This window comes from Iodobacter violaceini (assembly GCF_011601265.1).
In the GTDB taxonomy this organism is placed as follows: Bacteria; Pseudomonadota; Gammaproteobacteria; order Burkholderiales; family Chitinibacteraceae; genus Iodobacter; species Iodobacter violaceini.
On the sequence record NZ_JAAOLX010000002.1, the window covers coordinates 451,864 to 466,195 of the forward strand.

Annotated in this window: 6 protein-coding genes; 4 read left to right on the top strand and 2 right to left on the bottom strand. The window is 52.7% G+C overall.

Annotated elements, in window-relative coordinates; genetic code table 11:
- Window positions 1-162: 162 nt before the first annotated feature.
- Together HA050_RS05710 and yfcF are read left to right on the top strand one after the other, a co-directional pair.
- Window positions 163-654, top strand: a complete 492-nt coding sequence (locus HA050_RS05710) for a GNAT family N-acetyltransferase (protein ID WP_166823199.1) — start codon at window positions 163-165, stop codon at window positions 652-654.
- Window positions 655-682: 28 nt separating this feature from the next.
- Complete coding sequence (yfcF, locus tag HA050_RS05715) at window positions 683-1,318, top strand: glutathione transferase (RefSeq protein WP_166823201.1); 636 nt, start codon at window positions 683-685, stop codon at window positions 1,316-1,318.
- Between the two features lie 15 nt (window positions 1,319-1,333).
- Here yfcF and HA050_RS05720 read toward each other — a convergent pair whose 3' ends face one another.
- Window positions 1,334-3,523, bottom strand: a complete 2,190-nt coding sequence (locus tag HA050_RS05720; protein WP_166823203.1) for a sensor histidine kinase — start codon at window positions 3,521-3,523, stop codon at window positions 1,334-1,336.
- Window positions 3,520-4,320 (bottom strand): response regulator transcription factor, encoded by an 801-nt coding sequence (locus tag HA050_RS05725; protein WP_166823206.1) that lies wholly within the window; start codon window positions 4,318-4,320, stop codon window positions 3,520-3,522. The genes HA050_RS05720 and HA050_RS05725 overlap by 4 nt, the downstream gene beginning before the upstream one ends.
- A gap of 332 nt (window positions 4,321-4,652) precedes the next feature.
- Here HA050_RS05725 and HA050_RS05730 point away from each other — a divergent pair, with 332 nt between their 5' ends.
- Window positions 4,653-13,004: an autotransporter-associated beta strand repeat-containing protein gene (locus tag HA050_RS05730; RefSeq protein WP_166823208.1), complete on the top strand. Its 8,352-nt coding sequence runs from the start codon at window positions 4,653-4,655 to the stop codon at window positions 13,002-13,004.
- Window positions 13,005-13,278: 274 nt separating this feature from the next.
- Window positions 13,279-14,319: an IS481 family transposase gene (locus HA050_RS05735; RefSeq protein ID WP_166823211.1), complete on the top strand. Its 1,041-nt coding sequence runs from the start codon at window positions 13,279-13,281 to the stop codon at window positions 14,317-14,319.
- Window positions 14,320-14,332: the final 13 nt, after the last annotated feature.

The window sequence follows — 14,332 nt, forward strand, 5'->3', positions numbered from 1 at the left end:
AAACACTTTGAACGAGAACTAATACCATTAATTGCCACCAATAAGAAGTAACCGCCCCTTGGAAAAAACCAAAAAAAGGGTTTGCCTCCATAAATACCTGACCACAAACAGAGCACTTTGATACACTCAGCTTACATACAAGCAGATATTAAAGAGACAGCCATGCACATCATCCGGCATAGTGAAAAAAAAGACATTGAGCAGATTCGCCAGCTCTACGCCGAACCCGGCAATTACTCAGCCACGCTGCAAGGTCCGTACCCGTCAGCAGAGCTGTGGGAAGCCCGGCTGGGGCAGAGCCACGCAGGCGCAATCAGCCTGGTCGCCGTTTCAGGTGAAGAAGTGCTTGGTCAGCTGGGCCTGCATATCGAACAAAACCCACGCCGCAAGCATGTGGCCCATATTGGCATGGCGGTAAAAACCAGTGCGCGCAGGCAAGGCGTGGCCGACGCTTTAATGCGGGCAGCGATAGAAATCGCCGAGCAATGGCAGGCTATCAGCCGCATCGAGCTTTCTGTGTACACTGACAACCTCGCCGCCCTCGCCCTTTATGAAAAGCACGGCTTTATCAAAGAAGGCCAGTGTAAAAACTATGCATTCAGAAATGGTCAGTTTGTTGATGTATATATCATGGCCCGGTGTAAACCTGCTTAAGCCACCAACCCAAAAAAGGTAAGCCAGAATGAAGATCACGCCCTTTACGCTGTATGCTGATTCGCTCTTCACCAGCCCCTATGCGATGTCAGTGTTTGTTGCGCTGCTTGAAAAAGACCTGCCTTTTGAAGTAAAAACGCTGGATCTGGATGCAGGGGAACAGCAGAAAAATACATATCGCCAGCAGTCCCTCACCAGCCGTGTGCCTGCGCTGGTGCATGGTGATTTCTCGCTCTCTGAATCGTCTGCCATTACCGAATACCTGGAGGAGCTATTCCCTGCGCCTGAGTACGCGGCACTTTATCCGGCTAACTTACAGCAGCGTGCCAAAGCACGACAAACTCAGGCATGGCTGCGCAGCGATCTGCTGGATTTGCGGATCGAACGTTCAACCAATGTGGTGTTTTTTGCGCCTGTTGATCAGGCCCTCAGCGCCAAAGGCCAGGCCGCCGCAGATAAGCTGATTGCCGCAGCCAGCCTGCTGATTGAGGATGGTCAGACCCATTTATTTGGCCAATGGTGCATTGCCGATACCGATCTGGCACTGATGCTGATGCGCCTGATTAAAAATGGCGATCCTGTGCCAGAAAAGTTGCTGAACTATGCCAATGCACAATGGCAAAGACCCAGCGTACAAAAATGGATTGCACAAAAGCGGGCTTAAGCCGAAAGCTGCGGGCTAAGCGGTGGGCTCCACCGCCAGCCCATCCGCTAATTCCTGAAGTTTTGTAAAATCCAAAAGATAAACAGCCTCTTTGATTTGCGAGGCCAGCCGGGCATGCTCTGCCGATTGTCCTGCTGTATCGGCCCATTCTTCCAGAGCCGTCACTTCGCCGCTGGCAATCCATTCACGCAGTTGCTGCACCACGGCCAATGGCAGCAGGCCACTCAGTTCAGGCTTTTGCTGTACAGGCAATGCACCTGCAGATTGCATGCGCACACTAAAATAAAACCGGCAACCCCGCTCCAGAGCACTTTCTACTTTTAGCTCGCCGCCCATGCTTTTAACCATTTGCGAGGCAATGGCAAGGCCCAGGCCGTGCCCTTCCTGCGCTTGAGCAGAATTAATCCGCTCAAATGGTAAGAATATCCTTGCCTGATCGGCCTGATTAATACCAAGCCCCGTATCATCCACCACAATTTTTAACACCCCGGACTGGCTGTCCAGCCACCGCCATTCTGTGCTCAGTGAAATCACACCATAGCGGGTAAATTTTGCAGAGTTGGAAAGTAAATTTTGCAATACCTGCCGCAAGCGCCTCCAGTCTGTCAAAGCAGCGGGAGGCGCATCACCCCTTTGCACAATAAGAAACCGATTCTGATATTGCCCCGCCAGCAGCGTTGCCTGATCACAAATATCAGCAATAAATTCTTCCAGGGAGGCAACGCTTAATTGCAAATTCTCATCTGCCATTTCGCCATGGGAAAACCGCAGCAATTCATCAATTAATTCCAACTGCTGTTTGGCTGCTCGCTCAATCTGCACGGCAAATACAGAACAGGATTCATCTTTACGCATTAGTTTTGCTGATGCAATCATGGCAGAAAGTGGTGCTCTTAAATCATGACTGATATAGGCCAATAATTTAGTTTTTAAACGATTGGCCGCCTGAGCCTCATCAGCAGCAATCGTTAATTCTGCGGTTCTGCCTGCCACCGTTTTTTCAAGAATTGATTGCTGCATATTCAAGGTATGAATTAATGTTTTCTGAACACTCTCTTTTTCCTGCCGGGCCAGCATTACACGGTCAATAATCGCCATTAAAAATGAAAGCATAGAAAAGACTATCACCATCAGCATATAATGCTCGCCCAGCACTTGATCGCTGGCTAAAATACCAAACAAATCCAAAGCCCTGAAGATATTACCCGTCATTAAAACCAGCACACCACCGGCAAAATAGCGGATGGCCAAACCACCTTTGCGGATTAACTGAATGCACATTGGCAAAATAACAGGCACGGTAATCAGAATAAGCGCCAGTCCCAGTTGGGTACCCCGCTGATAATCAAGGCATTGTGCCACAATCATCGCCAGTGAATTCCAGACCAGCATCAGCTTAAGAACGGTATCTCCCCATGGCAATAAAGCGGGCAGATTCAGAAAATTCCGCACAAACAATAAAAAAAACAAAGTACAGACTTGCCCGAAAAAAGACAAAGAATGAACCGACCAGATGGTACTTTCCGGCCACAGATATAAAGCGCCATAGCCCCGCATGCAGGTTTCATTTAATACAAAGAATAAAACGGCCAGTCCATGAAAAAGAAAAGCCGTATCGCGCATAAAAACAAATAAACAAAAACAACAAAGCGCAACAATCATCAATGCGCCAAGCAGCCCGCCTGCCCAAAGGCTGCTCACTATTTCTTTGTCTTTATAAGCCAGCGGATCCCATAAGCCGGGCAAAAAACGCATCGACGTTTTACTTTGCAGCCGGATTAAATACGTTGCACTTTGCTTTGCCGCTAAAGGCACCACAAATACAGCTTGTCTTGCCTTAACCGGATGCAAGGATAAAGGCGTATCCAAACCTGCATCTGCAATATATCGCCATTGCCCCTCTGCATGCTGATACAACGTCACTGATTGCCAGCGCGGCGCGCCTATATCCAGCCAGCGTATTAACGGCTGATCAGATGCATTATTTAATTTCAGCTTCAGCCAGAATACAGAATTGGAATACCCCAATTGCTGAGGCCCGTTCAAAACAGGAGCCTCAGGCAGCAGCGCATCTATTTGCGCCGGTGTGCGTAAACCGTCATCTTCAATCAGCTGATATTGCAAAGGAAAATAAGCCGCTGTGGGCTTAATATCCTGGCCGGCATATGCAAAAACCGAAAACAAGAAGTAAAACAAAAATCTCACGCATGCGCCCCGGCCAGTTTTACTGTTTGCCTGAATGCAGATGGCGTTTGCGAGAAATGCTCTTTAAATGCCGTTGTAAAATTGCATGCGCTTTGAAACCCAAGCTGCTCGGCAATATCAATCACACTCATCTGGGTTTTAGCCAGCAGCTGCCGGGCATTTTGCAGTTTTTGCTCCCGGATATATGTAAAAACGGTCATGCCCATATGCGTTTTAAATATTTTGCTGAGCTTTTTCTCATAAGTGCCAATCTGGCTGGCGATATCGGCCAGCGTTAATGGCCGGTAGAGCTGCTCACCAATGATTTGCACAGCTGCAGCCAGCAGGACTTCATCCTGCTCCGGTGTTTTCAATTCAGGCACGGGCTCTGCCGCATTGCTGCGACGCAGGGCCAATTCTAAATGCACCCCTACCCGCGCAATCACTTCTTCTGCAGCAAAAGGCTTGCAAATGAAATCAACCGCCCCGCTGCTAAAGCCCAGCAAGCGGTCATTCACCGTGTTGGAAGCAGATAAAAACAGCACAGGAATATGCATTAATTGCGGATTGGCCTTCAGCAAGCGGCAGCTGGCATAGCCATCCACCCTTGGCATATTAACATCCATCAGAATCAGATCAGGGGGGCTGGCCTGTGCACGCTGATAGCCCTGCTGCCCGTCAAACGCCACACTAAGCCGGTAATTCCGGCTGCGTAAGGCATCAAGCAGAAAACGCAATTCATCCACCGAATCATCAACAATCAGAATATGGGGTTTATCTGACAGAGGACCAAACACAGCGGGACGATCAGGCAGCATAAGTAACAGTGGGTATTGGCAAAAACGCAATCATAAACATCTATACAACGTAAGCATAAAAATTTTTTTTGACAAAAGCTTACAGATATATTTTCCACTTAATCGAACCACCCCTTTTTTAAGCAAAATTTATTCCATCCGGCAAAGCATTTGTCCGCTATGCCAAAAGCCCCCATAGCAAAGCTCATTCAGACTCAAGCACTTAGCAGCTAAACCGCCCTGCCATCTTGCTTTGGCTCAAATATTTCATTTTTAAAACAAGCTTACAAATGTTTTGTAAGTACGCGGCGTATTTGCTTGATTCTTTTTTGAAACTTCTTACAAAGACCACCATGAAACGCATCGAACTATCGCATCGCTTAACCAAATCCCAGGGTAAATTTATCTCTGTTGCCATTTGCGCCGTCACCGGCATGATGATTTTCGGCAGCGCAGCCGCCGCACCGAAGATGGTCGTCACCACTGAGCACACCGCTGCTGTGGACAGCAATAATGAAATTAATGGCAATGAAGGCGGCGGTTTTTTTGTTGAATCGGGCAAATTAAATATCTCAAACGCCACCGTCAAAAACTTCACCACCAAGGGTGGCGACGGCAGCGGTGGCGGTGCGGGTTTGGGCGGCGCTATTTTCATTAACAGCGGCGCAGAAGTCGTGCTGGATAATGTGAATTTCTCAGGCAATTCGGCCGTGGGCGGAGATGGTGGGAAAGGCACGGTTGGGGGCAGCTTAAATGGCCTCACCAAAAACCAGGCCAACACAAGTGGCGTCAACGGTGACGATGCGAAATCGGGCTCAGCCTATTTCAACGGCGGCAATGGACTCAATGGCTACAACGGTGACGATGGCAGCGAAGGCGGCACAGGTGGCTCGGGCGGATCTGGCTCCGACGGCTCTGCAGTCAGCGCTGACACCGTCAAAGCGGTTGCCGATCAAGTCTATAACATTGCTGTAGCCGTAAGAAATGCAGCGGCTGTAGGCGGACATACTGCAGCTGTTTCTGCCGCTACCGCTGGCCTCGTCACTGCGGGTTTAGCGCCAGGGCTGGGTACAGTACTTGCAGCAGACGTTGCACAAGTTATTGCCGATGGCGTAAAAGCAGGGGTTGATACGGCCTACCTGATTGCCAGCACGGTTGAAGTGTTAAAACACGGATCTGCGGGCCTTGGCGGCGCCGGAGGCAGCGGCGGAGATGGCGGTAAAGGCCTCGCATTCCTGGGCGGTGGCCAGGGCGGAAAAGGCGGAAAAGGTGGCGATGCGTACAACGACTCAAGAGCAGTCGGTGGCGCAGGCGGCAGCGGCGGTGCAGGCGGCACAGGCGGCTTTGGTGCGGGTGGCGGTCAAGGCGGCGATGGCGGCAGTGACGGTAGTGACGGCAATGATGCCACCCACGCCCACGACCCGGGTGATGGTGGCGACGGTGGTAAAGGCGGCTTTGCTGCGGGCAAAGGCGGCATGGGAGATGGCGGCAATGCAGGCAACCGTGAAGGTGGCGCAGGCGGCTCTGGCCTTGGCGGTTCAATTTTTGTCCGCGCAGGCGGCAAGCTCACCATCAAAGGCGATGCCACATTTGATCGCGGCAATGTAAGCGGCGGCAGCGGCGATAATAATGACGATCATCAGGGCGAGGCAGGCAAAGAGGCTGGCTCAGATCTCTTTATGATGAAAGGCTCAACCGTTGTTCTGGATGCAGGCAAGGGCAAAACCATTACCTTTAACGGCAGCATTGCCGACGACAGTAAGACAGGCTTAGATGGCTCTGGCATCGCCAGCGGCAACGGTGCAGATCTCACCGTTAAAAGCGGGCTGGTGGTATTTAACGGCGCAAACACCTACACCGGCCAGACCAAAATTGAAGGCGGTGCTTTACACGCCAAAGACGGCGAAGGCATCCACGAGCACAGCAATATCAACTTCACCGGCAATCATGATGGCGGTGTACTGGAAACCAGCGGTAAGTTTGACCGCTATACCGGCACAGCCAAAGACCGCGTGCAATGGACAGGCTCGGGTGGCTTTGCAGCAGCAGGCGGTGATTTAGAAGTCAGCCTGAACGGCGGCAGTGAACGCACATGGGGCCAGGAAGGCTTTGTGGGCGGCAATAATGCGCTGATTTTTGGCTCGGACACGTCCACCGACAATGTCACCTTTAAAAACGCCATTAATATCGCGGGTGGCACAGCCACCATTCTGGTTAACCCAGGTCAGGCAGACGGCAAACACGCACAAATGGATGGCGTGATTTCCAACGGCAGCCTGGTGGTGGGCGATGCCAGCCACAAGGGCGAGCTGATTCTGAATGCGCACAATACCTACGCAGGTGGCACCACCATCAAGGCAGGCAATCTGCAACTGACTGACAAAGCCTCGCTGAATAAAGATGGCGCGGTGGTCGTTGAAAAAGAGGCCCGGTTTGATCTGACCAAGACCGGCGACCAGGCCATTGGCACGCTGGCAGGCGCAGGTAAAGTGGCGCTGGCCGCGAATACCCTGACGCTCAATCAGGGCGGCGACACCACTTTTTCTGGCGTGATCAGCGGCGAAAAAGGGAATCTCATCAAGCAAGGTGCAGGCAATCTCACCCTGTCTGGCGACAACACGTATCAAGGCAACACCGGGATCAAAGCGGGCGTGGTTACACTGGATGGCAGCCTGGCCAGCCAGAGCGTGGATATTTCTGCTGGCGCGGTACTGACCGATAATCAGGGTGGCCTGCATCAGGATGCCAGACTGAATAACGACGGCACGCTCAATCTGAATGCAGATGACACCGTTGCCAGCCTCACCAACACCGGCACGATCAACGGTACTGGCAACACACTCACAGCTAAAACCTATGCGCTTAATGATGGCTCAACCATCAATGCCAACCTGGGTAAGGGTGAGCTGACCGCCAATGGCAACGTTGTACTCAATGGCAGCAGTGCCGCAGAAAAAGTCAATGTAGCCAGCGGCAAAATGATGCTGGGCAGCGGCGAGCGTCTGGACGACAACAGCGATGTAACCGTGGATGGCCAGCTGGTCCTGGGTGGCAATGAAACCATAGGCACGCTGGCAGGCAGCAAGGCAGATGGCGTACTGGAATTATCCGGCAGCCAGCTGACCCTGCAGCAAAACAAAGACACCTCCTTTGCAGGCCAGCTTAATGATGCGCAGGGCGATAAAGCCAGCGTATTAAAACAAGGTACAGGCACCCTCACCCTGACGGGCGACAGCGCTTACCTAGGCAAAACCACCATCGCCCAGGGCGGCATTACGCTGGAAGGCACACTGGCCAGCATTGATCTGGACGTGCAAAAAGACGGCACGCTGAGCAACAACCAAGGCGGCTTATCTGCACTGGCTAAGCTCAATAATGATGGCGTGCTGAATCAAAACCATAACGACACCATCAAAACCCTGGTGAACACGGGCACGATCAATGCAAGCAGCGATGGCAAAGCCACGCTGACTGCCGAAACCTATGCGCTGAACAATGGCTCGGTGATTAACGCCAATCTGGGCGCAGGCGAATTAAGCGCCCAAGGCAATGTGCTGCTCAACGGCACAAGTGCTGCCGGCGACGTTTTTGTTAAAAATGGCGTGATGACTTTAGGCAAGGCCGAGCGTTTACTGAACAGCAGCGATGTTGTCGTGGACGGCAAGCTGGTCATGGGCGGCGATGAAACGATCGGCACGCTGGCCGGTGCAGCCAGCGGAGTGGTGGAATTATCCGGTGGCAAGCTGGCACTGGTTCAAAATCACAACACCATCTTTGACGGCGTAATTCAGGATAAGGAAGGCGATAAAGGCAGCCTGGTCAAACAAGGCGCGGGCGAAATCACCCTCAATGGCGACCATACCTTCAGCGGCGACACCACCGTTGATGGCGGCAAGATGCAGCTGAACGGCACACTGGTCAGCCAGACTGTGCACGTTAAGCAAGGCACACTGACGCTGGGATCAGCCGAGCGCCTGCTTGATTCTGACGATGTAACTGTCGACGACCAGCTCATCATGGGTGGCAATGAAACCATTGGCACACTGGCGGGTGCAGCCAGCGGCGTGGTGGATTTAAACGGCGGCAAGCTGACACTGGTGCAAGAGAAAGACACGACGTTCTCTGGCCAGATTAACGACAGCCTTGGCAATCAGGCCAGCGTATTAAAACAAGGCAAAGGCACGCTGACGCTTAAAGGCGAAAGCCACTATCTGGGCGACACCACCATTGCAAATGGCGGCATTACGCTGGATGGCTCGCTGGCAAGCCTGAATCTGGATGTGCAAAAAAACGGCACGCTGAGCAATAACCAGGGTGGTTTGTCTGCGCTGGCTGCACTCAACAACGATGGCGTGATCAATCAAAACAGCGATGACACAATTAAAACGCTGGTCAATACCGGCACCATCAACAAAAGCGCCGATGGCAAAGCCACGCTGACAGCGGATACCTATGCGCTGAACCAAGGTTCTGTGGTTCACGCCAATCTGGGCACAGGGATTGTAACCTCCAATGGCCAGGTCGCACTGAACGGCACAAGCTCCGCCCAAACCGTAAATGTAGACAGCGGCGTGATGACACTGGGCGCAGCAGAGCGTTTACTGGACAGCAGCGATGTTACAGTCAACGGCAAGCTGGTCATGGGTGGCGATGAAACCATCGGCACACTAGCCGGTGCAGCCAGCGGCGTAGTGGAATTATCCGGCAGCAAGCTCACCCTGGAACAAAACCACAACACCGTGTTTGATGGCGTGATTCAGGATAAAGACGGCGATAAAGGCAGCCTGCTGAAACACGGCACAGGCGAAATCACCCTCAATGGTGATCACACGTTCAGTGGCGACACCACGGTTGATGGCGGTAAAGTGCAGCTGAACGGCACCCTGGTCAGCAAAACCGTGCACATTAAGCAAGGCACGATGACCCTTGGCGCTGCTGAACGCCTGCTGAACACCAGCGATGTAACCGTTGACGACACCCTGATCATGGGCGGCAATGAAACCATAGGCACACTGGCTGGTACCACAGCCAAGGCCATCGTTGATCTGAATGGCGGCAAGCTAACCTTACAGCAAGAAAAAGACACGCTCTATGCTGGCCAGATTGATGATGCAAGCGGCTCACAAGGCAGCGTGCTTAAGCAAGGGAAAGGCACGCTGGCGCTCACCGGCAACAATCATTACCTGGGCAACACCACCATCTCACAGGGTGGCATTAGCTTAGATGGCACGCTGGCCAGCCTGAACCTGGATGTGCAAAAAGATGGCACGCTTACCAACAACCAAGGCGGCCTTTCTGCACTGGCTGCGCTGAACAACGACGGCGTAGTCAATCAAAACAGCGATGACACCATTGCGGCGCTGATCAACACCGGCACCATCAATGCAAGCAGCGATGGCAAAGCCACCCTCACGGCTAAAACTTATGCCTTGAACGATGGCTCGGTGATTAACGCCAATCTGGGCACAGGCGTGGTGACATCCAATGGCAAGGTTGCACTGAACGGCACCAGCACGGCCCAAACCGTGAATGTGGCCAGTGGCACCCTGACTTTGGGCTCCGCAGAGCGTTTGCTGAATACGAGTGATGTCAGCGTCGATGGCAAACTCATCATGGGCGGCAATGAAACCATCGGCACGCTGGCAGGCCAGGCCAGTGGTCTTGTTGATCTGAATGGCGGCAAACTGACCCTGCTGCAAAATAAAGACACCCTGTTTGCGGGCCAGATTAATGACGCGCAAACCGGCAAGGGCAGCCTAGTCATACAAGGCACGGGCACCATCACCCTGACGGGCGCAAACCATTACATTGGCGATACCCGGATTGAGAATGGCGGAATCACGCTGGATGGTACGCTTGCCAGCCTGAATATCAGCGTGCAAAAGAACGGCACGCTGACGAATAATCAAGGCGGCCTTGCTGATCTTGCTCAGCTCAATAACGATGGCATCGTTAATTTAAACCAGAACGACACCATTGCCGCGCTGAGCAACACCGGCACCATCAACGCCAGCCTGGATGGCAAAGCTACCCTCACCGCTAAAACTTACGCGCTGAATAGTGGATCTGTCATCAACGCCAACCTTGGCTCAGGCAACCTGATTGCCAATGGCAATGTTGCGCTCAACGGCACTAGCGCCGCTGAATCGGTCAAAATTGATTCCGGCACCACCACCCTGGGCGCGGCAGATCGTTTATTGGATACCGCCAAAGTCAGCATTGCAGGCAAGCTGGTGCTGGGCGGCAATGAAACCATTGCTCAGCTTACGGGCGTTGGCGGGCTGGATTTGAACGCGGGCAAATTAACGCTGCAGCAAAACACCGACAGCCTGTTCAGTGGTCAGATCAGTGATGCATCCGGCAACAAGGGCAGCTTGGTTAAACAAGGCAGCGGCATGCTGAGCATGACGGGCGAAAGCAGCTATAAGGGCGCAACCCGCATTGAGCAAGGCGCAATCACGCTCAGCGGCAAGCTGGCCAGCCAGGATATTTACATCGCCCGCCCCGCCACACTGAATGACCAAAATGGCGGCTTATCGGCAACGGCTAAGCTTAGCAACGATGGCACGCTGAAAATCGATGCAAATCAAACGATTGCCAGCCTGAGCAACAGCGGCAATATCATTGGTAACGGCACCTTAAGCGCAAGCAACTATGCGCTGAACGATGGCTCGGTGGTGAATGCCAATCTGGGTGAAGGCACGCTGGAAACCCACGGCAAAGTCACGCTGAATGGCACAAGCGCGGCAGAAAACGTGCATATCTATGATCAAAGCGCGCTGACTTTAGGTGCAGCAGAGCGCCTGAATAAAAACGCCACGGTGCAAATTGATAAAACGGGCGAAATGATCCTGGCAGGCGGCGATCAAACGATCAAAACCCTGAACGGATCAGGCACGGTGAACTCCACCACCCATAAGCTGATCGTCACCAACGGCGGTATCTTTACCGGCAAGATTAACGCGGTAAAAACCGATTTAATCAGCAGCGGCGGTAAGCTGGATATCAGCGGCGGCAGCAATACCCAAACCGACAGCATCAATGTGCAAAACAACAGCCAGGTTTCAGTGGGCGACACCGCCGTAGTGACCACCGGCACGGCCACCGTAGATAAAGGCGGCGTACTGTCGCTGAACAATAGCGACAGCATTAAGTACGAAGTACTGACCGGGGGCGGCCTCGTGAACACCAGTACCGGCAGCTTTACCAATAGCAAAAAGGTGCAGGGCTTCTTAAGCTTTAACGGTGATTTACGCAACGAAGGCACGCTGGCTCCGGGCAACTCGCCAGGCATGATCACCGTGCTGGGCAACTACACCGAAGCGGCTACCTTGCAATCTGAGCTGCAAAACACCACAGCAGTAAGCGGCCACGATCAGATCCGTGTGGCAGGCAAAATCACGCTTGAGAAACAAAGCGAGCTGATTGTGCAAACCTACGGCGGCAGCGCCCCGCGCCTGGGTGAGGTCTACCAGATCATGGCAGACCTGGATGGTAAGGCCAAAAAAGTAAGCGGCCACTTTGCCACCGTAAAATTTGATCTGGATGGCACAGCCGGCAGCGGTGCTGCAGTCGTAAACGCCGCCGCCGTATTTGATGTGGCCACCGGTCAGGTGCTCACAACAGGGCTGAACTTAGCGCAAAGCACTTTCGCTGATTTGGGCAGCAACCCTAATCAGCGTGCCGCAGCAGCCGCACTGATGAATATCGCCACAAGCGATGTGGGCATCAACCAGATTGACACCAGCAGCGGCACAGGTAAAAACGCAGGAGAATTCCTGACCGCCAATGGTGCAACGGTCGCCGCCAATGCAGAGCGCCTCACGCCAGAATATTACGGCGCGATCAGCGATTACGCCCTGCTGGGCAAGCGCAGCATGCTGAACCTGCTGCAATCCAGAAGTAATCAGGAGCAAAATTCAGCTTACGCAGGCTATATGCGCAGCGGCGGCCAATCGGCAGGCAACTCGCATATCAGCCGCAATGATTACTACCTGGGCGCAGAATTCAGCGTGAACGATACGCTTAAACTCGGTAGCGTCTTAACCGTAAACAGCGGCAAACTGGAAGCGCGCTTTGGCTCCGGCAATGTAAATGGTCAGGCAGTCACAGCCTATCTTGCTTACCAGCCTTTAAGCGATCTGAACATCCTTGCCAGCGTGGCTTACGCCAAGTATTCCTACGATCTGGATCGCAGCGGCGTAACGGGCCAAATCACCGGCTCCACCTCTGCACGCGGCATCGATGCCAGCTTAGCCGCCAGCTACAAAGCCTATGCAGATCAGGACTTCACCGTACTGGCACGCAGCAGCCTCAGCCACGGCAAGGTCATGAGCGACGCCTTTGACGAGCAAGGCTCCAGCCACCGTCTGCAACTGGGCAGCGCTGACGCATCCCAGCTCACCGGGCAGCTGGGCGCATCCTTGATTTGGGGAGCCAAAGATCAGCCCCTGAAACTGGGCGCAGATCTGGGCATTGAACGCCACTTCAGCAATAAGCGTGACGATATGCAAAGCAAACTAGCGATTGATCAGCGCGTTAGCGCGCCGGTTCAATTTGTGAAAGACAGAGACATCACCGCCAATATCGGCTTTAACGCCAGCTACAAACTCAGCAAAGACATCACGCTGTTTGGCAAGGTGGAATACCTGAACGACAAGGAAAGCACTTATAGCGGGCAAACGGGCTTGAATTTTGGGTTTTAATTAAAGCCGCTGGCCGGCAATGCCGGCCAGCACAGCATAAACTATATGCTCCATGCCGCTCACTCAAGCCAAGTGAGCGGCATTTTTTTACTCATAAAAATAACACCCTCATTCTGCATGGCGGTTTTCTCATAGGCGGCGAGCAATCTAAAATAATTACCTGTAGAAGTTCAGACTTGATCTGACAGTAGGCCTTGCCAGTGGGTGGGGTTACCCGTTTTGATAGAGGTGCGAATCTTTATTCAAAACAGCGCGCAAGCGCAGGAGTAACCCCATGGCTAATTTAAACCAAAACTTCATCAAGCACAAAATCGGCTTGCTCAACCTCGCCACCGAACTGGGGAACGTATCCAAAGCCTGCAAAATGATGGGGCTGTCGCGCGATACCTTTTATCGCTATCAACATGCGGTTGAAGACGGAGGTGTCGAAGCACTCTTCGACTCCAATCGCCGCAAACCCAATCCCAAGAACCGAGTCGATGAGGCAATAGAATCCGCCGTCATTGCCTATGCCACTGAACAGCCCGCACATGGACAAGTACGCACCAGTAACGAACTGCGGCTGCGCGGTGTTTTTGTCTCTGCCTCTGGTGTGCGTTCAATCTGGCTCAGGCATGATTTGGCGTCATTCAAACAGCGTTTGCAGGCTCTGGAGAAGCAGGTTGCCGAACAGCAAATCATACTGAGTGAGGCTCAAGTTGCAGCTCTGGAGCGCAAGCAGGATGACGATGTCGCACATGGCGAAATTGAGACGGCTCACCCTGGTTATCTGGGTTCGCAAGACACGTTTTATGTCGGTACGATCAAAGGTGTGGGGCGCATTTACCAACAGACCTTTGTCGATACCTATAGCAAAGTGGCCTTTGCCAAGCTGTATAAGACTAAGACGCCCATCACAGCGGCAGATTTACTCAATGATCGGGTACTGCCGTTCTTTGCCGAGCAGGAAATGGGGATGCTGCGTATTCTGACCGACCGTGGTACGGAGTATTGTGGCAAAGCCGAAACGCATGATGACCAGCTGTATTTGGCGATCACTGAGATTGAGCACACCAAAACTAAAGTGCGACATCCACAAACGAACGGCATTTGCGAGCGCTTCCATAAAACTATTTTGCAAGAGTTTTACCAAGTGACCTTCAGGCGTAAGCTGTATCAGTCACTAGACGAACTGCAAATTGATCTGGATGCATGGCTGGACTACTACAACCGCCAGCGTACACATCAAGGGAAAATGTGCTGCGGCCGGACACCGCTGCAGACGTTATTAGAAGGAAAATCGCTCTGGAAGGAGAAGGTCGACAATCTAAACTAATCTGACAATCCGG